General features: G+C 65.0%; 21 protein-coding genes. 5 read left to right on the plus strand and 16 right to left on the minus strand.

Annotated features, from left to right (window positions below; genetic code table 11):
• Positions 1-205 precede the first annotated feature (205 nt).
• Positions 206-1999: a D-alanyl-D-alanine carboxypeptidase gene (locus tag HU230_RS16225; protein WP_176530812.1), complete on the plus strand. Its 1794-nt coding sequence runs from the start codon at positions 206-208 to the stop codon at positions 1997-1999.
• A 245-nt stretch (positions 2000-2244) separates the two neighbouring features.
• Here HU230_RS16225 and HU230_RS16230 read toward each other — a convergent pair whose 3' ends face one another.
• The gene (locus HU230_RS16230) at positions 2245-2964 is read right to left on the minus strand and encodes a DnaJ domain-containing protein (protein WP_176530811.1); all 720 of its coding nucleotides are present in this window, start codon (positions 2962-2964) and stop codon (positions 2245-2247) included.
• 129 nt (positions 2965-3093) lie between these two features.
• On the opposite strand from HU230_RS16230, the gene HU230_RS16235 reads away from it, so the two are divergent.
• A complete protein-coding gene (locus HU230_RS16235; RefSeq protein WP_176530809.1) occupies positions 3094-3501 on the plus strand; it encodes a DUF302 domain-containing protein in 408 nt (135 codons plus the stop codon).
• Between the two features lie 13 nt (positions 3502-3514).
• On the opposite strand, the gene HU230_RS16240 is transcribed toward HU230_RS16235, so the two are convergent.
• The 5 genes from HU230_RS16240 to HU230_RS16260 form a co-directional block, all read right to left on the minus strand.
• The gene (locus HU230_RS16240) at positions 3515-4255 is read right to left on the minus strand and encodes a vWA domain-containing protein (RefSeq protein ID WP_173642456.1); all 741 of its coding nucleotides are present in this window, start codon (positions 4253-4255) and stop codon (positions 3515-3517) included.
• Between the two features lie 99 nt (positions 4256-4354).
• Positions 4355-5296, minus strand: a complete 942-nt coding sequence (locus HU230_RS16245; protein ID WP_176530807.1) for an alpha/beta hydrolase family protein — start codon at positions 5294-5296, stop codon at positions 4355-4357.
• 343 nt (positions 5297-5639) lie between these two features.
• On the minus strand, positions 5640-5831 hold the full coding sequence (locus tag HU230_RS44080) for an MmyB family transcriptional regulator (RefSeq protein ID WP_176534995.1): 192 nt from the start codon (positions 5829-5831) through the stop codon (positions 5640-5642).
• An 81-nt stretch (positions 5832-5912) separates the two neighbouring features.
• Positions 5913-6998, minus strand: coding sequence for a serine hydrolase domain-containing protein (locus tag HU230_RS16255; RefSeq protein WP_176530805.1), 1086 nt, complete (start codon positions 6996-6998; stop codon positions 5913-5915).
• Between the two features lie 96 nt (positions 6999-7094).
• A complete protein-coding gene (locus HU230_RS16260; RefSeq protein ID WP_176530803.1) occupies positions 7095-8018 on the minus strand; it encodes a division plane positioning ATPase MipZ in 924 nt (307 codons plus the stop codon).
• Positions 8019-8306: 288 nt separating this feature from the next.
• On the opposite strand from HU230_RS16260, the gene panC reads away from it, so the two are divergent.
• Both panC and HU230_RS16270 read left to right on the plus strand, forming a co-directional pair.
• Entirely contained in the window at positions 8307-9158 is an 852-nt protein-coding gene (gene panC / locus HU230_RS16265) for a pantoate--beta-alanine ligase (RefSeq protein WP_176530801.1), read from the plus strand.
• Between the two features lie 67 nt (positions 9159-9225).
• Complete coding sequence (locus tag HU230_RS16270) at positions 9226-9972, plus strand: hypothetical protein (RefSeq protein ID WP_176530799.1); 747 nt, start codon at positions 9226-9228, stop codon at positions 9970-9972.
• Positions 9973-9997: 25 nt separating this feature from the next.
• On the opposite strand, the gene HU230_RS16275 is transcribed toward HU230_RS16270, so the two are convergent.
• The 5 genes from HU230_RS16275 to HU230_RS16295 form a co-directional block, all read right to left on the minus strand.
• Positions 9998-10438 carry a DUF1489 family protein gene (locus tag HU230_RS16275; RefSeq protein WP_028336418.1) on the minus strand — a complete coding sequence of 147 codons (441 nt, stop codon included), beginning with the start codon at positions 10436-10438 and terminating at the stop codon, positions 9998-10000.
• Between the two features lie 119 nt (positions 10439-10557).
• Positions 10558-11505 carry a hypothetical protein gene (locus HU230_RS16280; protein WP_176530797.1) on the minus strand — a complete coding sequence of 316 codons (948 nt, stop codon included), beginning with the start codon at positions 11503-11505 and terminating at the stop codon, positions 10558-10560.
• A gap of 153 nt (positions 11506-11658) precedes the next feature.
• Complete coding sequence (locus HU230_RS16285; RefSeq protein ID WP_092114848.1) at positions 11659-11862, minus strand: hypothetical protein; 204 nt, start codon at positions 11860-11862, stop codon at positions 11659-11661.
• Positions 11863-12078: 216 nt separating this feature from the next.
• The gene (locus HU230_RS16290; RefSeq protein WP_176530795.1) at positions 12079-12447 is read right to left on the minus strand and encodes a YidB family protein; all 369 of its coding nucleotides are present in this window, start codon (positions 12445-12447) and stop codon (positions 12079-12081) included.
• A 116-nt stretch (positions 12448-12563) separates the two neighbouring features.
• A complete protein-coding gene (locus HU230_RS16295; RefSeq protein WP_176530793.1) occupies positions 12564-13217 on the minus strand; it encodes a glutathione S-transferase family protein in 654 nt (217 codons plus the stop codon).
• A 123-nt stretch (positions 13218-13340) separates the two neighbouring features.
• Between HU230_RS16295 and HU230_RS16300 the strand changes: the two genes are divergently transcribed.
• Positions 13341-14018: a DUF599 domain-containing protein gene (locus tag HU230_RS16300; protein ID WP_176530791.1), complete on the plus strand. Its 678-nt coding sequence runs from the start codon at positions 13341-13343 to the stop codon at positions 14016-14018.
• A gap of 13 nt (positions 14019-14031) precedes the next feature.
• Here HU230_RS16300 and HU230_RS16305 read toward each other — a convergent pair whose 3' ends face one another.
• From HU230_RS16305 to HU230_RS16325, 5 genes are all read right to left on the minus strand, one after another.
• Positions 14032-14952 carry a hypothetical protein gene (locus HU230_RS16305; RefSeq protein ID WP_176530789.1) on the minus strand — a complete coding sequence of 307 codons (921 nt, stop codon included), beginning with the start codon at positions 14950-14952 and terminating at the stop codon, positions 14032-14034.
• Positions 14953-15146: 194 nt separating this feature from the next.
• Positions 15147-15932, minus strand: coding sequence for an aldo/keto reductase (locus HU230_RS16310; protein WP_176530787.1), 786 nt, complete (start codon positions 15930-15932; stop codon positions 15147-15149).
• Positions 15933-16004: 72 nt separating this feature from the next.
• Entirely contained in the window at positions 16005-17324 is a 1320-nt protein-coding gene (locus tag HU230_RS16315; protein WP_224943314.1) for a cytochrome-c peroxidase, read from the minus strand.
• 36 nt (positions 17325-17360) lie between these two features.
• On the minus strand, positions 17361-19064 hold the full coding sequence (locus HU230_RS16320) for a phospholipase C (protein ID WP_176530784.1): 1704 nt from the start codon (positions 19062-19064) through the stop codon (positions 17361-17363).
• Between the two features lie 313 nt (positions 19065-19377).
• Positions 19378-20262 carry an alpha/beta fold hydrolase gene (locus HU230_RS16325; RefSeq protein ID WP_176530782.1) on the minus strand — a complete coding sequence of 295 codons (885 nt, stop codon included), beginning with the start codon at positions 20260-20262 and terminating at the stop codon, positions 19378-19380.
• Positions 20263-20285 lie beyond the last annotated feature (23 nt).

Consider the following 20285-nt stretch of genomic DNA (forward strand, 5'->3'; position numbering starts at 1 on the left):
ATTCCTGGACTTTGTTCGCCTTCCGACGGGCAGCCTTGAAAGCTGTTTGTGAACAACACCTTAGCTAGAAGAGCGACCTGAGCCGCCACGAGGGCCGATGGTTCTGCCCGAAGTGGTCTGTTGCGCAGGCAAGGATCGACGGCCGCCGGGCACAATTTCGCCTCACGAGCCAGTGATCTAGATAGAAATTGGGACGGGGAAGTAGATGCTTCGAACAACCTTGGCCTCCTCGCGGGCGCTGCGAGTTGGCGTTCTTGGGCTCGTTACCGTCACGACGGCGATCCTGATCACCAGTGATAGCGCGGAGGCGCGCCGTCACCGGCGTCACACCGCCCGTCACCACCACAGCGAGGCCGCGCGCGAAAGCTACAGCCCGCAATTCGCGTCGATCATCATCGACGGCAACACCGGCTCGGTGCTGACGTCAAACAGTCCCGACGGCCTGCGGCACCCCGCCTCGCTCACCAAGATCATGACGCTCTATCTGCTGTTCGAGCGCCTCGATTCCGGAAAGATGAAGCTCGACACCGAGATGCCGGTTTCCGAGCATGCCTCCGAGCAGGACCCGACCAAGCTCGGCCTGCGGCCCGGCCAGACCATCAGGGTCGAAGACGCCATCAAGGGTCTCGTCACCCGCTCCGCCAATGACGCCGCGGTCGTGATCGCCGAGGCAATCGGCGGCAGCGAAGACGACTTCGCCCGGATGATGACCCGCAAGGCCCGCGCGCTCGGCATGAGCCGGACCACCTATCGCAACGCCTCGGGTCTGCCCAACGACGAGCAGATCACCACCGCGCGCGATCAGTCGACGCTCGGTCGCGCCATCCAGGATCGTTTCCCGCGCTACTATCGCTACTTCTCGACCACGGCGTTCAATTTCCGCGGCCACACGATCACCGGTCACAATCGCCTGCTCGGCAGCGTCGAAGGCGTCGACGGCATCAAGACCGGTTACACCCGCGCCTCCGGCTTCAACCTCGTGACCTCGATCCACCGCGGCAATCGCTTCCTAGTCGGCGTGGTGCTCGGCGGCCGCAGCGGCGGCTCCCGCGACGCCATCATGCGCAACCTGCTGGCCGAGAACATCGGCAAGGGCGCGACCACCCGCACGGCCGCCGCGATCACCGAGCGCAACCCGGCCGACGCCAATGTCGAGGTTGCCGATGCCGACAACGCACGCAGCGCGGACACCGCGCCGGTCGCGGCGTCGGAGCCCGCCGCGGCAGCCGTCGCGGTGCAGGCGCCGCGCCCGGCCAGCAAGCCCTCGCTGATGGCGGCCGTCGCCGCCGCGCTGCCGCCGCCCCCGGCAAAGCCTGAGCCGCAGGCCAAGCCCGAGCCGGCGCCGCTGACCTCAGGCGTGATCCAGACCCAGCCGATCGCCGCGATCCCCGGCTCGGCCGAACCGATGAAGCCGGTCAAGGTGAAGACCGTGCAGGTCAAGGCCGGCCCAATCAAGCTTGCCGCCGCCGGCCCGGCACAGTCCGCGCCCCCGATCACCAGCACCATCCCGTCGCGCGGCGAAGTTCCCGAAACCTCCAATGCGATGATGGCGCGGGCCGCCGAGACCTCGAGGCCCGAGATGCCGCCGCAGCCGGCCAATTTCGGCACCGGCAACGGCATCCTCGGCGTGCTGCCGGCCTCGTCCGTCCATGCACCGGCCGCCGCCCCGGCACCGCAGACCGTGGCCTCGATCGAACCGACCCGGAGCCTGCAGGCCGCGCCGCAGACCAGCGTCGTCAAGCCGGGCACCGCGCATTCCGGCTGGATCATCCAGGTTGGCGCGCTCGAGTCCGAAGGCGAGGCCAACAAGCGCATCGACCTCGCGCGCAGCTCGGCCCGCGGCCTCCTCAGCAAGGCGGACCCGTTCACCGAGGTCGTGGCCAAGGACAATCGCAAGCTCTACCGCGCCCGCTTTGCCGGCCTCGAGCGCGATCAGGCCGAAGCGGCGTGCAAGACGCTGAAGCGCGCCGAGATCTCCTGCATCACCGTTCGCAACTGATCGACGCGATCGTCTGATTTCAACGGGCCGGCGCCGCAAGCGCCGGCCCGTTCGCTTTGCAGGCCGCCGCGCGAACGACCGGCCTTTCCGCGCGCGGCGCAACCATGAAACTTCTCGTCAAGCTTTTACGGTTAAGTTTTCCCGAAAGAACGATCGGCCACGCCGGACAGCGGCGGGCCAGACGGGGCATCAATCAGAGAAACGGAAGGCAGCTCTCGGCTGTGGCGTCAGTAGCGTAGCCGGAGTTAGAGATGCGTGCGAAGCAGAGTATCCTTGGCCTCGTTCACTCGGGCAGCGAGATACGTCGAGCCCCCCTGGTCGGGATGGAGTTTCTTCATCAGGGTGCGGTGAGCGCGGCTGATGTCGTCACGCGACGCTCCCGGCTGCAGGCCAAGGATCTGATAGGCCTCCTCGTTCGTCATTTTGTCGGTCGCCGCCGCGCGGCCCTGCCCCCCTGTCCGGTCGCCCTGTGCGTCCTGACGCCAGGCGGGAAAGCGGCGGTCCAGATAGCTTTCAAGTAGCGCGACGCTTTCGGCGTCGAAGCTCGGGACCATCGCCAGAAGCTGCGACAGGTCGAACTCGTCGAGCATGTGGCCGGCCTGCGGTCCCGCCACGATCTGGCCCTTGAGCACGCCGCTGTCGTGATCGAGGCTCATGTCGAGATATTGCGAGCGCACCCGCGAGCTTTGTCCCTGATTGCGCGAACCGCCGAACATGCCGCCGAAATTGGGAAAGCCGGTGCTCCCGAACGGCGACCAGCCGAGCAATCCGGCGCCGAAGATGCCGAGCGGGATTGCGACCGCCAGTTCGCCCCGCACGCCGGTGAAGGCCGCAACGGCAAGCGCAAGCACCCCGCCCACGATCTTGATCGCACGCGCAAGCACGGCCGGATTGGCCGCACGAAACATCTGCAGCGCGGAATAAAGGATGACAACGGCGACGACGCCGGCGATCAGGGTTGGCATGCGCGGAATATAGGCGGCCCGGCGGCAAAAAGCATGCGAAGCTTCGTCTCACTGGAGCGTGAAGCGCCCTCACGTGGCGCGGTCCCCTGCGATTGAGTAGCTTGCGGCAACCGCGCTGGAGGAAGCTTGATGGCGATTGACGGACTGATCAGCCTTCGCAGCCAAGTCGGGCCGAAGCAAACCGCCGACCGGCTCAAGGCCGAATTGCAGGCGCGCGGGCTGACCTTGTTCGCCCGGATCGATCATGCCGCGGGCGCCGCCGGCGCCGGTCTTGCGCTCCGGCCGACCGAACTGTTCGTGTTTGGCAACGCGAAGGGCGGCACGCCCTTGATGCAGGCTGCGCAGATCATCGGGATCGATCTGCCGCTCAAGGCCCTGGTCTGGCAGGACGAAGCCGGCGACTGTTGGTTCTCCTACAATGATCCGGCCTGGCTCGCCGAACGGCACGGCGTCGCGGAAGCGACCGGACAGGTCACGGCCAACATGTCGGCGCTGCTCGGCGCTATTGCCAAGACCGTGACGTCGGGCGGAGCCTGACGCGCCAAGCGGCCTATTTCATCTGGCCGATCAGCCTGGCCGCGCCGCTCGTCGTCTTCGCCAGTTGCAGCAGCGCCTCGCGGCCGCCGGCAGCATAGGCTGCGGCGGCGCGCAGCAGCTCGCGGAGCTGTGCCGCCGCCCCGGGATCGAACCTGCACCATGCGCCGCCGGTCAGCCGCGCGATCTCGCGAAACGTCTGCTCGGCAGTTGCGTCCGCGCCCTCCTGGAACATGAAGACCGGCACCTTGAGCAGGCCGAGCTCACCGGCGCTTGCGCACAGCGCGTCGGCGTTCTCCTCCATCGCGTCGCCAACGAACACGAGCGCGCGCACACCTGCCGCAACCGCCTCGCGGCGGGTCTCCGACAGCACCTTGCCGATCTGGGTATTGCCGCCCTGGCAGTCGATCTTGCTCATCAGCCGCGCGAGCTGCGCGCTGTCGGAGATCCAGCCCGACGCGCGGCACTCGTTGAAGCCGCGATAGTAGACGAGGCGGATATCCAGGCTGCCGAGCGAGCCGGCCTCGCGGAACATGTCCGCTTGCAGCGTGCATGCCATGTCCCATGTCGGCTGCCGGCTCATCGTGGCGTCGAGCGCGAACACCAGCCTGCCGCGCGCGCCGGCGCGATGCGGCGACATCGCGCGCGCCTTCGCCACGAACGCGGCGATGTCATTGGCGCTCGACGCCGGCACGCCAGGCGCATCGGCCGGGCGCACGTCGCTTCCGGATGTCGGTTTGATCGTCTTGCCAGCCATCAGCGCTTGCCTCGTACAGCAAACACTATGTGGGCCGCGGCATCGGATTGGTCAACGTGACCGCGCCCGCCCGCCCGGATCGGATCCCGGGCGGCCCTGTCAGTTCGTGACCGACGGACCCTTCTTGGTCTCGGTCTTGGTCAGCGAGAGCGACTTCTTGACCTTCTCGCCGAAGGTCTGAGGCTTCTCGACCGGCACGTAGAGCGAGACGGGACCCGGCTCCAGAATCTTCGGCGGCGAATTCCTGGTGTCGACCGCCGCGACATCGCTGTCGGTGTCGGCCAGGAATTTATCGAGCATCGCCTGGATCGAGTCCTTGGCCTTCTCCGGCCCGGTGTCGCGCATGTCGTTGTGCTGGAAGTTGGTGTTCACAACGGTGATGCCGGCCTTCTCACACTCTTCCTCGTCCGGCACCACGCCGGGATCTGGCTTGAATTGCGAATCGTGAGACCGGAACGAGAGGATCTTGAACTTGCCGTCGGTCATGAACGGCACGCGCAGATTGTCCAGCGTGACGACCTTCTTGATCTCGTCCGGATACTGCTTGGCGAAATACATCGCGATGTCGCCGCCATTGGAATGGCCGACCATCGTCAGCTTGCTGTAGTCCGCGTTCGGCTGACGCTTCTTCATCTCCTCGATCGCGAATTTGATGTTGGTGATGCCGCGCTGATACTGCGGCAGGCGCCCGACATAGAGCTCGCCAGCCTTGGTCACCATCGGTCCATCCGACGGCAGGTCGTTCTGAATGCTGATGGTCAGATAGCCGCGCGCCGCGAACACATTCGCGAGGAAGGAATATTCGGTAAATTTGACGGTATTGCCATGATTGAGGATCGCAACCGGGAGCTTGATCATGCCGGCGTCGGCCTGCATCTCCTTGTCGAAGCGCACGGCAACGTCGACCGCGACCGGCCGCTCATCGCGGGTCGGATCCTTGAACATGAGAGTTTCGTGACGGATCGCCCACTTGCTCGCGGTGAAATACGCACCCGTGATCACTACGGAGAGCGAAAGCAGAACGAGAATTCCACGCTTCATGACGTCCTCGAGGTGCCCGCCTTTACAGGGCGATTTTGGCCGGAGGCTCTTCGGCCTCTTTTTGAGAATATATGTCACAGCGCCGTGACAGGAAGTCCAAATATTGTGGCTTCGGTGGCATAACGTTGTGCGCCGCACCTATAGTTTGTGCAGATGCACACGCCTCACCGCGACGGCTCGTGCTCTCCTCTACCCTTTGACGTGAGTTCCCCAGGTTGCGTTCAAGCCCTGGGTCGCCCCTCGACCGCTCCTTGGATCGACGTGGAGGAGAAACGGGATTTCGGCTGCTTTGTTCCGGCTTTTTGGCCGTGGTGTGGTCGAAATCACCGGAAAACCACGGATTTCAACCGATTTCGGTGTAGATGATCAGCCTCAGGCCGGGATCGTCGTTGGCCTGGAAGCTGGCGTACTCAAAATTGAGCCTGCCGCGCCTGGGGTGGCTGAGCACCTTCCGCCCGGCGACGCTGCCGCTGACGTCGTGGGTTCCCCACCAGGCCTCGAACTCGGGACAGCCCTGGCGGAGCCTCGCCAGCAGGTCGACGAAGCGTCTGCGCGCAGATCAGGCTGAAATAAGCATTAAAAGCGCGATGACGATTCAACCCAATCTCATTGCGCTTTAGACCGGAGGCGAAATCCCTTGCAGGACATCCTTGAAGACGCCGTACTGCGCTTGAAACGCCTGCGGGCTGTAGTCCTGATAATATCCCGCGGTCACCACGACAACGAGATCGAGCTCAGGGACGATCCGGATCGACTGCCCGCCTCGTCCGAGCGCGCCAATCCAGTCGACCTTGCGCCCGTTGAGCCGAGACTGGCCGAGCCACCAGAGGTATCCATAGGATTGATGCTCCGTGGCCTTGAGTTTCGATTCCGTCGAGGTCTCGATCCATGTCTTTGGGACGATCTGGCGACCGTTCCAGCGGCCGCCTGCGAGGACAAGCTGGCCGATCTTTGCCATGTCGCGCGGTCGCAGGCGCAACCCGCCACCGGCATCGCTGTCCCCTTTGACCCGGCTCCATTCGAAGCTGGTAATGCCCAGGGGCTCGAACAACGCGGTGCGCGCAAATTCGTCGAGCGGATGCCCGGTCGCCTTGCGGACGATGGCCGACACCAGCGTCAGCGCGCCGGTGTTGTAGAAGAACGCCTCTCCCGTCGCCGGGGTCGCCTCCACCCCCGCCAACCCTATCGACATGGTGAGGGCGTGCACGAGCTGGATGCGGTCCTTTTCGGGGGACCGCAGGTCTGACAATTCGGGGAAGAAGCTGAAGATCGGTTCGTTGATGCTGCGGATCAGCCCGCGATCGATCGCGATTCCGACGGCGAGTGACGCGACGCTCTTTGAAGCCGACTTGATGTTGTGCAGCGTATCGGCATTAAACGTGACGTCTTCGACCCGGCTGCCATAGAAGCGGCCGGGGACCTCGTCGGAACCGCTGAAGTACCGCTCGAACACCAGTTTGCCGCTGCGAACGGCCAGCACGGAATGGATGTTGCCATCGCTCGCGGCGGCAATCCGATCAGCCATCTTGCACAGCGCGGCGCGGTCGGCGAGCTTGTCCTCAGTGATGGAGGCGACGGACCAGCCGTCGTCCCGCGCGATTGGAACACCACAGGCGTCCGGCGGGTCCGCGTAGGCCGGCGAGGTGGCGAGCGGTGCCAACGCAGCTCCTCCGAGAAGGGACATGAACTGGCGCCGTTCCATTCGATCCTCCGTTGGTCGCCTCGCGACCGCTCAAACCAATCGTTCGGAGAATCTGCCCGATGCTGGGCCGCCACCGGGATTACCGGCCTTGCCGGCCTAGCTGCCGATGATGTCGTCGACTTCCAGCGGCTTGTCGACCTGGCTGAACCATTCGGCCCGATTGGCGGCGCGGCGGCGGCCGCGCTCGTCGAGCGGCAGCTTGAGCTGGCGCAACAGGCCCATCACCTCCTCGCGGGCGGTGACGTGCCCGAGGCTCGGGCGGGTGCCGAGCGTCGCCTCGTCGATGTCGTCGAGCGCCGTCAGCCCGCGCGGGAAGAATTCGCGGTAGACCACCCGCTCGGTAAAGCCGTCGACCGAACGGAACCCGAGCCGCAGCGACAGTTGCTTCAAGCCGTCGGCGACCAGCTGCTTGTTGCGCGAGCCGAGCATCGACAGCCGGTTGCGCACCACGATCCAGTCGGTCGAGGCGCCGTCGAGTTGGCGGCGCTTGCGTCTGGTGTCGCGCACCATCTCGGCGTAGTGGCTCTCGCCGATCACCGCATAGGTCGCGGGGTCGACCGTGCCCAGCACGTCGAAATCGAGGAAGCTGTCGTTGATCGGCGTCACCAGCGTGTCGGCCATCGAATGCGCGAGCCGCATCAGGTAGCTGTCCGAGCCCGGGGTATCGATGACGATGAAATCATCGGCACGTTCCACCGCGCTCACGGCGGCCATGAACTGCTGGAATTCGGCGTTCTCGTTCTCCTCGATCTGCATCGTCTCGCCGTACTTGATGCAATAATGCGCGGGGAGTTCGAGATCGAGCCCGGAACGCCGCGCCCAGGCCTGGCGATTGCTGATGTAGCGGGTGAAACTCTGCTGGCGGCAGTCGAGATCGATGCTGGCAACGCGCTGTCCGGCCTTCAGGAGCGCAACGGCGATATGCAGCGCGGTGGTCGACTTGCCCGAACCGCCCTTCTCGTTGCCCAGCACCACGACATGTGCGGAGCCGGATTGACCCTGACTAGCCTGCACCAACATGATTCAATCCCCGCAACGATCTTCAAATCGCGCACGGCTGCGGTCAAGCGAAATGCATCACTGCGACAGGAAATCAATTGCAGCCGTCCTTAATGATGAATCGAACGCGCAAGCCTGCTGCGTCGATCGGCGGCACGCGGCCTGCGATCCATGCGCGTGCGAGATCGGGTAATGCTTGCGCGGCGGTTTGCCGATTGCGGTTCGGACTTGGTAAGCTCCGCCACCTGCCGAACGCCAAACGTTCCACCTGGATTTCCCCACCCAGCTTGCCCCACGAGTCGAGACCAGATGCCGAGAAATCCCACCGTCGTCCGTACCGTCCCCGCCCTTCGTCGCGCCGTCGACACATTGCGCGCCAAGAAGGCGACCGTCGCGCTGGTCCCGACCATGGGAGCCCTCCATGACGGCCATGTGTCGCTGGTGCGGCTCGCCAAGCGTCGCGCCAAGCGAGTCGTCGTTTCGATCTTCGTCAACCCGACCCAGTTCGCGCCGACCGAAGATTTCGGTTCGTATCCGCGCGCCTGGAAGGAAGACGTCGCCAAGCTCGCCGCCGAAGGCGTCGACCTGATCTGGCATCCCGAGGTGAAGGCGATGTACCCGGACGGCTTCGCCACAAGGATCGTGCCGGAGGGACCGGCCACCGCTGGACTCGAGGATCGCTTCCGGCCGCACTTCTTCGGCGGCGTCGCCACCGTGGTCGGCAAGCTGTTCACCCAAGTCCGGCCCGATGTTGCGATCTTCGGCGAGAAGGACTTTCAGCAGCTTCGGGTCGTAACCCAGATGGCCGCGGACCTCGACCTCGGCGTCAAGGTGATCGGGTCGAAGACGGTGCGCGAACGCGACGGCCTCGCGATGTCCTCGCGCAACGTCTACCTCTCGACGGAGGAACGGCGCGCGGCCCCCGAGCTCAACCGGGTAATGAAGGAAGCGGCAGGCCGCCTGCGCGCCGGCGAGGACGCCGCGACCGCAATGGCCGACGGGGCCGCTGAGATCACCAAGGCCGGCTTCGTGCTGGATTATCTCGAGGTCCGCCACGCCGCCTCGCTGGCGCCGATCGGCTCGCTGAAGGACGGTCCGATGCGGATGCTGGTGGCGGCAAGGATCGGCGGCACGCGACTGATCGATAACATCGCGGTCTAGCCATGTCGGGTCGGGCTTGCGCCGCCGCCGCGACGCGGGATGATCGCGCCTTTCAGAGGCGATCGGAATGAACAGTTATTTCAGGCGAGGTATTGCTCTCGGCATCGCGCTGTTGGCCGCCGTCGCGGCGCAGGCGCAGACCCGGCCGCCGGTCGGCGGGGTCATTTCCGCACCCGGCGCGATGATCTTCTACGTCGCGCATGGTGCGCCCGATGCCTGCGGTCCGGGCTGCTCGGACTGGATCGCCGCCGAGGGCGTCGTGCAGTGGGACACCTACAAGCGCTTGCTGGCGATCCTCGACCGGCAGAACGGACGCAAGCTGCCGGTCGTGATCAATGTCAAGCAAGGGTCCGACCTCACTGTCGCTGCCAGCCTCGGCCGGATCCTGCGCGGTCGCGGCATCGATGCGGCGGTTGCGGCGACCGAGGTCGAGGCCTGCAGTGGGAAATCCGATGAGGACTGTTTTGCACTGAAGCGGCCCGGCGGCCCGCTGGATGCGAAGGAAAAGCTCTCTGGTGTCGCCTGCGAGCTGGCCTGCGTGTTGATGCTTGCAGGCGGCGTACATCGCATCCTGCCGCCCGGCAATCGCGTTATCCTGACCGCCAGAATGCAGATCTACGACCGGCTCGCGCCCAACGTCTCGGCCGAGCACCGGGAAAGCCTGACCTCGATCTTCACCGACCAGTTCCGGCGATATCTCGGCGAGATGGGGATCGACCATGAACTGCTCGACGTCACCGTCGACAAGGCGGGCGGCCGCTATGTCGAGATCCCGGCGTCCGAATGGGGCCGGCTGCATCTCGTGACGCAGTGATCGGCGCCAGCCGTCTTCCGATTGCTCAGAGCAATCCGAGGTCGCGCAACTCGCGGCGCATGGGCTCCGGCATCGACGCCACACTGGCCGCGCTCGACTTGGTGAGATCCGCGGGCGCGGAGTCCGCGGTCAGGTAGCGCCAGCCCTGGAACGGCCGCATCGGCCGCGGCGAGACGGCGATCACCTTGGGCTGCATCACCAGCCGGCAGCGTCCGATGCCGTCCTTGTCGCGGAACGGCTCGATCGCGATGATCTTCTCGCGCGCGGCGATCTCGCCACGGATCACCCAATACAGCGAACCGCCGGCGAGGATCTCCTCCTCGCGCTTTGGCGTCATCCGCGTGATGTGGACGTGACGGAGCGGCAGGCCCTTTTTCTTCGCGGTCGCCATCCGTTCGGCGACCCAGCCCTTGAGTTCCTTGACCGAGTCGCAACCGACGGCAAGCTTGATGAGATGAAGCGGCATGCGCCGGATGTAGCGGCCGGCGCGCGCTTTGGAAAGGGAGCGATAGCAGCGGCAGTGGATATCGGGATTTACTACCCGGAACAGCGTGATGACGACGGCTCAAGCCGCCGTCATCACGCTCATTCCTGGTTCGCGGCCGCCGGCGCGCTTGCCGCGGCAGGCGGCGGCGCCGCCGGCGCAGGAGCCGGCGCGATCTGGACCGGGCGCTTCGGCGCGGGCGGCCGCTTCGGGGCCGCGGGCGGTGCGGCGGCGGCACGTGCGGCCGGCGGCTGGGCCGCAGCGGCCGGCTTCGCCGGTTCGGGCGTCATGATACTGACCGGCGGCGTCGAGGACGCGCTCGGAAACTCCGCATTGGTCGGCTTGCCGGTGGGCATCGACGGCGGCAACGCTGCGATCAGGCCGTTGGCAGCCGACGCCTGCGCGCCCGCCGGTGCGTTCCAGGACGCGGCGTAGCGCGTGACCAGGTTCTCGTAGGTCCGCTCGTTCATGTTATTGATGATCTGATGGTTGTCGCCCAGCGAGCGGAACGCGGGGCACGCGGTCGGCGTGCAGTGGTCTCGCGCCATCAGTGCGTAGGCCACCAGACCGTAGCGGTCGTGCTCGACAGCGCGGCGCAGCGCCTGCAATTCGGTGGTGGAATTGCGCTCCGCGGTTGCCAGGTCGCCGAGCGCGGTCAGGCGCGAAATCTGCGCCGCCGCATAGCTGACCGCCGCAGCGGCTGTGTCAGACGAACCGAACAGCACCTTCTCGCAGGCATTGAGGACGGCGTCTCCGGCAAGGTCGTCGATGCAGGCCAGCGCCGGCGCGGTCTGGCTGGTGAATTGCGCCGTCCGTGTGTCGGCGGGCGCCGCCTGCCCCCCCGGCCCGAAGCCGCGGATCGTGGCGGCGACCGCAACCGCGATCGACAGCAGCGTGATGACGGTCAGCGCACCGTTGGCGACGGACTTTTCCGCGCGCAGCAGCGTGACCAGAACGACGATCCCAAAGAAGCCCGCCGCGGCCAGCGTCAGCCACATCGGGAAGGTCGGTGAGCGCCAGATCTGATCCAGCGAGGAAGCCCAATTCATGCGCGATGTCCCTCAACACAGCGTAAGCACAGCCGGCGACGGCGAACGCCGCCATCCCGACGTCCAACCTTCAGCACAATGGGTCTGCGAACAGGGCCTTTTGACGGCGACGGCGCGGAATCCGCTCCAGCCACCGGCTTGCGCACAACGCGTTCAGGACAGCGCGAGCTGACTCTCCTTGGCCACCCGTTCGAAAGCTTCAGTCGAGCTCTTGATGCGATACTGGCAATCGTCACCGTCGGTCGGCAACAGGCGGATCACCTCATAGGTGCCGCTCGCAGCGGGGCGCGCCACGTTGCTGGCCGTGAAATAGACGATCTCGCCAATCGAGTACTTATGCTTCAACGCCCTCTCCATCTTCTTAGAGATTGCTGGCTGAGCTGACAGTCCCGATAGCTCAAGCCGGCATTTTGAGAACCCTGCGGCAACCTAGCACATCGCACCGCCCCAAATCCAGCAAGATTGGGGCATGACGAAGGTGCGATTTTGCAGGTTTTTCAGGGCGATAGGCAGCAATTTACGTGCCAGCCGGAAATTGCCCGCCGACCTCGGCCGGAACCCGGTTCCACGGCCTCAGGCGGTATGCGGCAACTTTCCGTTGGGGCTCGCGCCGTCGACCGCAGCCGGAAGTTGCTGGGCCAGCACCTTGGACAGCTGGTCGACCGGAATGTTGAATTTGGCGGCGAGCTGCTTGACGGTGTCGCTGCCCAGTACCTCCTGGAGCTGCTCGGCGGTGATCGGCAGGTTCTGGCCGGTACCGATCCAGGATTTGACCTGTTCGCCGAGGCCGGCCTGCTCGAGCTTGGCCACGATCGCCGACAAGCCGCCCTGCCCGCCATTGCCCATCACCTGACCCAGCACGACGGGGATGACGGCCGCCCCGAGCTGGCCAAGCATGCCTTTCAGCTCCGGTGAATTCTCCAGCGAATCGAGAATGCCCATGGTCTAAGTCCTTTCACGACTTGCAAAACCGGTCTTTCGGATTCGACGCCTTCGGCCCCGCGGCGTCAAGCCGCGATCTTTGCCGCCGCTGTCACAATTCGGCAGCGCAGGACCGGTCAGGCGTCCTCGAATCGCTCGATCCGCAGCGTCTCGGCCAGGCCGTCGCTGGTCCATTGCTGGAACGCCGGAAGCTGCATCATGGCATCGACATAGTGCTGCGCCTCGGCCTTCACCGGGATCGCATAGGTGCGGAAACGATGCACCACGGGCGCGTACATCGCGTCCGCCCCGGAGAATGCGCCGAACAGGAACGGACCCTCCTTGCCGTAGCGCGCGTGGCAATCGGCCCAGATCTCCTCGATCCGCGCCACATTGGCCCGCGCATCGTCCGACAGCGCGACGGCGCGGATTGGCCGGTGCAGGTTCATGCCGCATTCGCTGCGCAGCGGCACGAAGCCGGAGTGCATCTCCGCCGAGATCGCGCGGGCATGCGCGCGCGCGGCGCGATCCGACGGCCAGAGCTTCGCTTCGGGAAACTTCTCGGCGAGATATTCGATGATCGCCAGCGAATCCCACACCGTGACGTCGCCGTCGATCAGCGTCGGCACCTTGCCGGCCTTGCTGAAGCTGAGGATGCGGTCCTTGTCGGCCTGGTCGGTGTAGAGCGGAACGAAGATTTCCTCGAACGGGATGTCGTTGGCGCGCAGCGCCAGCCAAGGCCGCATCGACCATGACGAATAGTTCTTGTTGCCGATGACGAGCTTGAGCATGCCTGTGAATCCTGTTGCCACGCCAGTTTGCCATAGTGCATTGCACGCGTTCAACCTGTACATGACGCGGATGCGGATGCAGCGCGGCGCGGACCTGCCGCGCGTTGACGAAGGAAGGCACCAATGACCGGCTATTGGGTCGACATCCTGGCCGTCGGCTTCTTCGCGCTGGAATGGCTGGTCTACGCCATCACGCTGGAGCACACCGCCTACGGACGCGACAGCCTGTCGGCGCGGATGCATGTCTATCGCGAGATCTGGGTGAGGAATCTGCTCAACCGCGATGCGCGGATGGTCGACATGCAGATCATGGCCAGCCTGCAGAACGGCACCGCGTTCTTTGCCTCCACCAGCCTGATCGCGATCGGTGGCGCGCTGGCGCTGCTGCGCGCGACCAGTGACGCGCTCGCGGTGCTCGGTGCGCTGCCGGTCAACCTGACGCCCTCACCCGCTTTGTGGGAGATCAAGTGCATCGGGCTGATCCTGATCTTCATCTACACGTTCTTCAAATTCGCCTGGGCCTATCGCCTGTTCAACTATGTTGCGATCCTGTTCGGCGCGATGCCGCCGGCCGGCCAGCGCGATACACCGGAAGCCGAGGCGCATGTGATCCGCACCACGCGGCTGTTCGAGACCGCGGGCCGGCACTTCAATCGCGGCCAGCGCGCGTTCTTCTTCGCGCTCGGTTATCTCGGCTGGTTCGTCAGCCCCTGGGTGCTGTTCGCCACCACCGCCGCGGTCGTCATCGTGATCTGGCGCCGGCAGTTCGCCTCGAATGCCTGGCAGGCGATGGGAAGCTGAGACTTGCCTCGGCTCACGATGCGAAATCGCGCGGCGTAAAGTCGAGGTCGAGCACCTTCCATTCGCCGTAGCGATCCCGCGGCAGCATCGCATAGGGCTGGCAGGCCTGCAGCGCCTCGGTCGCGCTCTTGAGCAGCAGCGGCCCCTTTTCCGATGCGGTAGCCTCGATCAGCAACGGCGATGCGCCGAGCTTGCCGTCGGGCTTCATGAACACCCTGAGCTTGATCCTGACGTCATCGCCGGTGCTCAGCGTCGCCGGGAGTTTCATGCAGCTCTTCAGATGACGGCGGAACTCGGCGACCACGCTGGAGCCGACGTCGGCCTGCTCGGTGGCAGCGGCGTCGAAATTGTCCTTGCCGGGACCGGGGCCGTGCGGCGCTTCGGCCGGCGGCTTGATGGGGATGTCGGGCGGCAAACCGAGCATGACATTGTATTTGACGGACAGGTCCGGCTCGGGCTGCACATAGGCGGGTGGCGACGGCGTCGCTGCTTGCTGCGCCATTGGCTGGGGCATCGGCGGCGTCTGGGGTGCCGGCGTCTGCGGTGCCGGCGGCTCGACGGCAGCATGCTGCGGAGCCGGGCTGGGCTTGGGCTCCGGCGGCGTCGCCTGCTTCTGCGGCGGTTGCTGCTGGGCCTGCTGCGGCTGTGCTGCCGGCGCTTGCGCCGGTGGTTCAGACTTGGCCGTGTCCACGGGCTTGTCGAGCGATGGTAACTGCAGCTCCGGCGTCGGCGACGGGCTCGGCACCGGATCGGGCTTGATCTCGCTCTTGATCTCGCTCCTGGCGACCTCCTGCGGCGTCACGATCTCGACCGGCACCGTGTCAGCGGCGACTGGATCGAACTGATGCACCTCCGAATACAGGAAAATCAGCGCGAGCAGCATCAGGTGCACGAACACCGATGCCATCAGATCCGCGTTTGGCCGAAACTTCATCCCACTCGATCACATCAGTGTCGTCTCCCCGCCGGTCACAATACCGGCTGGAACCCGCCTGCCTCAATCCCCATTCGGTGCAAAACCGCAATCGGCCAGCGCGCAATAGCATGATCCGGACCGCTGCCCAGCCATTTTCCGCGCGGCGATTCACAGGCAAGGACCCAACGCGCCATGGGCGTTCAGATGGGCCGTCAGCGCGCGGCCGTGCCCCCGATTGCCGAAATCTCGCGCATGTCCTCATCCGACAACTCGAAGTCGAAGATGTCCAGATTTTCCTGGAGCCGCTCGAGCTTCGACGTGCGCGGGATCGCCGAGACATTCTGCTGCACCAGCCAGCGCAGGCAGACCTGGGCAGCCGTCTTGCGATAACGGTCGCCGATCCGCGCCAGCGCGCGATCGCCCTTGACGCGTCCTTTCGCGATCGGGCTGTAGGCGACGAATGCCATGCCATGGCGCGCACAGGCTTCGATCACATCGGCCTGGCTCAGATAAGGATGGTACTCGACCTGATCGCAGGCGAGCGGCTCGGGGCACGCCGCCACCGCCTCCTCGATCAGCGCCACGTTGAAGTTCGAGACCCCGATATGCCGCGCCAGTCCCGCCTGCTTGACCCGCGCCAGCGCACCGAGCGTCTCGGCAAGCGGCACGTGCGGATGCGGCCAGTGCAGCAGCAACAGATCGACCTCGGCCATACGCAGCCGCGCCAGGCTCTCTTTGGCGGAACGTTCGAGATCCTTCGCCATGAAATGTGTGGTCCAGACCTTGGTGGTCAGGAACACATCGTCGCGCTTGATGCCGGAGGCGCGCAGCCCCTCGCCGACCTCGCGCTCGTTGTCATAGATCTGGGCGGTGTCGATGTGCCGGTAACCGAGCCGCAGCGCCTGCTCGACGATGCGGGCGCAGGTCCGCCCGCGCAGCTCCCAGGTGCCGAGCCCGATCGCGGGAATTCTGGCACCGTTGCCTTCGACGACATTCATGCGCCCATTATGCGCGCATGACGAGGACCTGCCAACTCACGCATGGGTTCCGCGATGAGCCGTCGCGACGGCTCACCGCTCCGCCTGGTAACCGTCGGTCAGCGTCTTCAGGAAGGCGATGATGTCGGCTTCGTCCTGCGCGGTCATCGCGGGCGTGTCGCCGAGATGGCGCTCGAACGGCGGATCGGCGACGTCGACATTGCCGTGATGCTTTTCCGGCAGATCGTCGTATTTCCGCACCGTACCGTCGGCCGCACGCGGGTAGACCCTCTCAGGATTGGTATCGCGGAAGTTATAGAAATCCAGCACCTGCTCGAGGCTCGTGAAGACGCCGTTGTGGAAGAACACGCGGCGGGTTGCGGTGTTGCGCAAGGTCGGCGTCAGAAACATCCCGCAATATTGCGTCTGCTCGGCAATGTCGGTGCGATACGGACCGCAGACCCCGAGATCGAAATAGTTGGGATCGCGGTTGCTGGCGAGCGCGGCGTTGCGCGGCGCGCCGAGCGCCTCATACTGGTGATCGGTGAACAGCGGCGGCAGGCCGTCGCGGGTAGGCGCCGAGGTATGGCAGCCGGCGCAATTGGCGTTGTCCGGATCGTTGAACAATTGCAGGCCGCGCAACTCGCTCTCGCTCAGCCGCGCCCTGCCTTCCAGCCAGTAGTCGAACTTGCTGCTGTAGGGATGGAAGCTCGGCTCCTCGACCTGATAGCGCGCGACCGCGAACATTGCCTCCGCGACCAGCAGCCGCGTGTTGTCGAAGATGTTCGCGCCGAACAGTTCGGCAAAGCGCGGGGCATAGCTCGCCTGGCGCAGCTTCTGCGCCACCACCTCGATGCTGCCGCCGTCCATCTCATTAGGATCGAGCAGCGGGAAGATCGCCTGGTCCTGCAGCGTATCGGCGCGGCCATCCCAGAACAGCCCACCCTGCGGCACGATGTTGACCGCCGACGCCGCGGTCCCGGTCGCGACCTTTTTCGCACGCGCAGCCTGCTGGCCTGCCGCGGCCAGTTGCGCGAAGTCGACGAGATTGTCGTCCTCGTCCTTCTCGGGTCCGATACTGAAATTCGGCTGGCGTTCCAGATAGGTCAGTCCCGGAACGGCGCGCGTCCCCTGCCGCGATTGCGCGGGGCCGCCGAACATGACCGCCGCATCGCTGGGCGGCCCGTAGGCGTGATCCGGACTGTGACAGGAGCCGCACGACAATGCGCCTGACGAGGACAGCGACGCGTCGAAGAAGATCTTCTGGCCGAGCTGCGCCATGCCGGACAATGGGGCGATCGGCGGACGCCTGAGCTGCACCGGGCTCGGATTTGTCCCCGGAAGTCCTTGGGTCTCGACTGCCGCAACGGCGCCGGCCATGCAGAGCAGGCCGGCGCCGAGAAGCCACAACATGCGGCCGTTCATATGACGTCCAGTGATCCCAGAGCGTTAGTGATGGGGATGATCATCAGGCGGGCTGACGATGACCGTGCCGGCCGTCGGATCGAGGAACAGCTTGTTCTGCTGATCGTCGCGGTCGTGATCGTGATCATGGCCATGATCGAAGTCGAACATGTCCGTGATCGATTCGACGCTATCGTCGAACGCGCCGCCGCCGAGACGCTGGCCGTGCAGCCAGTTGTCTTCGATGAAGCGCACGACGGACGCCTGCGAGATGCGCGTGTGGCTGACGAAGTTCTTCTTGGCGTAAGGCGAGATCAGCAGGAACGGGATCCGCGTGCCGGGACCGCAGCGGCCGTTCACCGGCTGACCGTTCAGGCCCTTTGGCTGCGTCTGCTTGCCGATGCCGCGGCCGCACTGGCCGGGACCGTTGACCTGGTCGGCTGTCGGATCATACGAGGCGCTGATCGGCGCAACGTACTGGTGGTCGTACCAGCCGTCGGAGTCGTCATAGGTGATGATGACCGCGGTCTCGCGCCACTCCTTCTGCTTCTGCAGGAAGTTGATCAGCTCGACATTGCCCACCTGCTCGTCGAGCGGATCGGAGTTGCCGGGATGACCGTCCTGATAGGCCGGCATCTTGATGTAGGAGACGGCCGGGAAGTTGCCGGCCTTCACCGAGGCGTAGAAGTCCTCGAGATCGTAGGCATGATTTGCCGGATCGAGCGTCTTGCTGCCGGGCACATAGCTGCGGCCGATTGCGTCGACCGAGCTCGGCCGCGCATGGGTCGGGTTGGCGGTCGACTTGTAGTACTGGAACCAGGCATGGTGCGGGGTGTAGTCGACGATGCTGCCGTTGACGTTGCTCGAGAAGGTGCTGCGGGCGCAGTTGGTGGTGCCGTTGCTGTTCTTGAGCGTCAGGTCGAAGCCGCCCATGAAGCTGCCCCAGCTGATGTGCTCGGCATTGAGCAGGTCGCCGATGTTCTTGCTGGTCATCAGGACCTGGCTGGTCGTGCTCGAGCAGGCGTCGTAGGCAGGGTCGGTATCACCGATCAACGTCAGGCCGCCCTGGCCGTCGGCGATCGACGATGACGTGCCGACGATGTTCTGCGCACCGTTGGTCTGGCCGGCAACCACCTCGAGCGCGCCGGGCGTCGACGGACCAAAGGTGTCGGTCCAGCTATTGTCGCTCATCGCGAAGTTCTGTGCGTAGTTCCAGAATGCGGTGACCGTGTTGCCGTCGAAATAACCCATCACCTGCCCGTTGGTGCCGAAGGCGCCGACGCCGCCGGCGGTGCCGCGACCGGTGAATTTCGGAAACAGGTCTTCCTTGCCGTTATCGACCGCCTGCTGCTCGGGCGTATAGGCGTGGTTTTGCGAGCGCGTGTTGGCCTGGGTGCGATCGAGCCGGAACGGATTGGTCGCGCCCGTGCCGTTGGCCGGATTGGTGTTCGGGTTGTTGGTCAGCAGATTGGCGTTGGCGAGGTTGTTGACCTTCGGCGTATGCGGCTTCGCAATGAACGGAATCGAGCCGGTCGGGTTGGCCGCATTCGGGTAGGTTGCGAAATAATGATCGAATGAGCGGTTCTCGTTGAAGATCACGACGAGATACTTGATCGGCGTTGCCGTGTGGATGTCGTGCGGATGACGATGAACGTGATCTCTATCATCGTCGTGAGCGGCGGCGCTGCACACAACTGCAGCAGCAGCGACCAGACAGACTCCGACCGTTGAAAGGAATTTCGCCTTCACTTCTTGCCCCATTTTTTAAGGATTTATGACGTCGACATGCGACACATTAGCCAGCGCGCGTAACAGCTCTGTGTCGGTTTTGCGATTGACGTGTCATCGCGACGTGATCGTCACGCGTTCGATCTCACGCGGCGGTTGCGGCGCGCGCGAACGAATATCGCATCGATGTCATCGAATCGATCGCGAACTCAATGACGCCGGCACGCGCGTCATGTTGAGACCTACTTCCGCGCGTACGACGTGTTCATGTACGCACGATCCGGCACGATTCCTGTAGTCGTACAATTCAACGCGACGTATTGGGCCGAGCCAGCTAGTCCTTCATCCCCGTGATCGACGCGCTCACCGCTCTCGGATCGCGCATCGGCCAGCGGCCGCTTTCGACCTGCGCCAGGAAATCGCCGACGATCCGGTTGTATTCGTCGGGCTCCTCGATGTTGATGGCATGGCCGCAGTTCGGCATGACGGCGAGCGCGGCCGACGGAATGCTCTGCTTCATCAGAATGCCCGGCAGCAGGCACGGCCAGTCCTCGTCACCGGTGATGATCAGCGTCGGCACCGTGATGCGCTTCATTTCGTCGACCAGCGTGTAGAGCGAGGGTCGCTCCTTCTGCACACCCTGCTGAGTGTTGGCCGATCCCACCGCCGAGTGCTCGGCCAGCATGGTCTTGAACTCGGCGTGGCCGCGCGGATCCTTGTTCTCGTACTGCACGCGCGTCGGCCCGTAGGCGTAGCGCTCGGCGAACGCCGGCATGCCCTCCGTGCGGATCATGCCCGCGATCACGTCGGCCTCGGCGCGAAACGTCTCGCGCTTGTCGAGCTCGGCGCCATAGCCGCAGCCGCCGATGCACAGCGACAGCGCCCGCGCCGGATGACGCAATCCGAAATGCAAGGTCGCAAAGCCACCCATCGAGAGGCCGATGATATGCGCCCTCGGCGCGCCGATGTGATCGAGCACGGCAAGGATATCGTCGGCGGCGCGCGCCTGCGAATAGGACGAGACCTGCTCGGGCACATCAGACGGCGGGAAGCCGCGCGCATTGTAGGCGATGGTGCGGAAGCGCTTGCCGAAATGCCGCATCTGCGGCTCGTAGCTGCGCAGGTCGCCGGCGAATTCATGGACCAGGATCACCGGATGGCCGGATCCGGTCTCCTCGAAATAGAGCCGCACGCCGTCGTCGGTTGTCGCGTAGGGCATGGTGGTCTCCTGCCTTCTTGCTT

The organism is Bradyrhizobium quebecense, from assembly GCF_013373795.3.
Lineage (GTDB): Bacteria > Pseudomonadota > Alphaproteobacteria > Rhizobiales > Xanthobacteraceae > Bradyrhizobium > Bradyrhizobium quebecense.

Bases quoted from the DNA above. Each gene is read 5' to 3' on its own strand.
- HU230_RS16230 (WP_176530811.1), bottom strand. From the start codon at position 2,964: ATGCCAACCCTGATCGCCGGCGTCGTCGCCGTTGTCATCCTTTATTCC.
- HU230_RS16295 (WP_176530793.1), bottom strand. From the start codon at position 13,217: ATGCTCAAGCTCGTCATCGGCAACAAGAACTATTCGTCATGGTCGATG.
- HU230_RS16235 (WP_176530809.1), top strand. From the start codon at position 3,094: ATGGCGATTGACGGACTGATCAGCCTTCGCAGCCAAGTCGGGCCGAAG.
- HU230_RS16280 (WP_176530797.1), bottom strand. From the start codon at position 11,505: ATGAATTGGGCTTCCTCGCTGGATCAGATCTGGCGCTCACCGACCTTC.
- HU230_RS16245 (WP_176530807.1), bottom strand. From the start codon at position 5,296: ATGAAGCGTGGAATTCTCGTTCTGCTTTCGCTCTCCGTAGTGATCACG.
- HU230_RS16290 (WP_176530795.1), bottom strand. From the start codon at position 12,447: ATGGGCATTCTCGATTCGCTGGAGAATTCACCGGAGCTGAAAGGCATG.
- HU230_RS16225 (WP_176530812.1), top strand. From the start codon at position 206: ATGCTTCGAACAACCTTGGCCTCCTCGCGGGCGCTGCGAGTTGGCGTT.
- HU230_RS16300 (WP_176530791.1), top strand. From the start codon at position 13,341: ATGACCGGCTATTGGGTCGACATCCTGGCCGTCGGCTTCTTCGCGCTG.
- HU230_RS16270 (WP_176530799.1), top strand. From the start codon at position 9,226: ATGAACAGTTATTTCAGGCGAGGTATTGCTCTCGGCATCGCGCTGTTG.
- HU230_RS16275 (WP_028336418.1), bottom strand. From the start codon at position 10,438: ATGCCGCTTCATCTCATCAAGCTTGCCGTCGGTTGCGACTCGGTCAAG.
- panC (WP_176530801.1), top strand. From the start codon at position 8,307: ATGCCGAGAAATCCCACCGTCGTCCGTACCGTCCCCGCCCTTCGTCGC.
- HU230_RS16285 (WP_092114848.1), bottom strand. From the start codon at position 11,862: ATGGAGAGGGCGTTGAAGCATAAGTACTCGATTGGCGAGATCGTCTAT.
- HU230_RS16315 (WP_224943314.1), bottom strand. From the start codon at position 17,324: ATGTTGTGGCTTCTCGGCGCCGGCCTGCTCTGCATGGCCGGCGCCGTT.
- HU230_RS16260 (WP_176530803.1), bottom strand. From the start codon at position 8,018: ATGTTGGTGCAGGCTAGTCAGGGTCAATCCGGCTCCGCACATGTCGTG.
- HU230_RS16240 (WP_173642456.1), bottom strand. From the start codon at position 4,255: ATGGCTGGCAAGACGATCAAACCGACATCCGGAAGCGACGTGCGCCCG.
- HU230_RS16255 (WP_176530805.1), bottom strand. From the start codon at position 6,998: ATGGAACGGCGCCAGTTCATGTCCCTTCTCGGAGGAGCTGCGTTGGCA.
- HU230_RS16310 (WP_176530787.1), bottom strand. From the start codon at position 15,932: ATGAATGTCGTCGAAGGCAACGGTGCCAGAATTCCCGCGATCGGGCTC.
- HU230_RS16305 (WP_176530789.1), bottom strand. From the start codon at position 14,952: ATGAAGTTTCGGCCAAACGCGGATCTGATGGCATCGGTGTTCGTGCAC.
- HU230_RS16325 (WP_176530782.1), bottom strand. From the start codon at position 20,262: ATGCCCTACGCGACAACCGACGACGGCGTGCGGCTCTATTTCGAGGAG.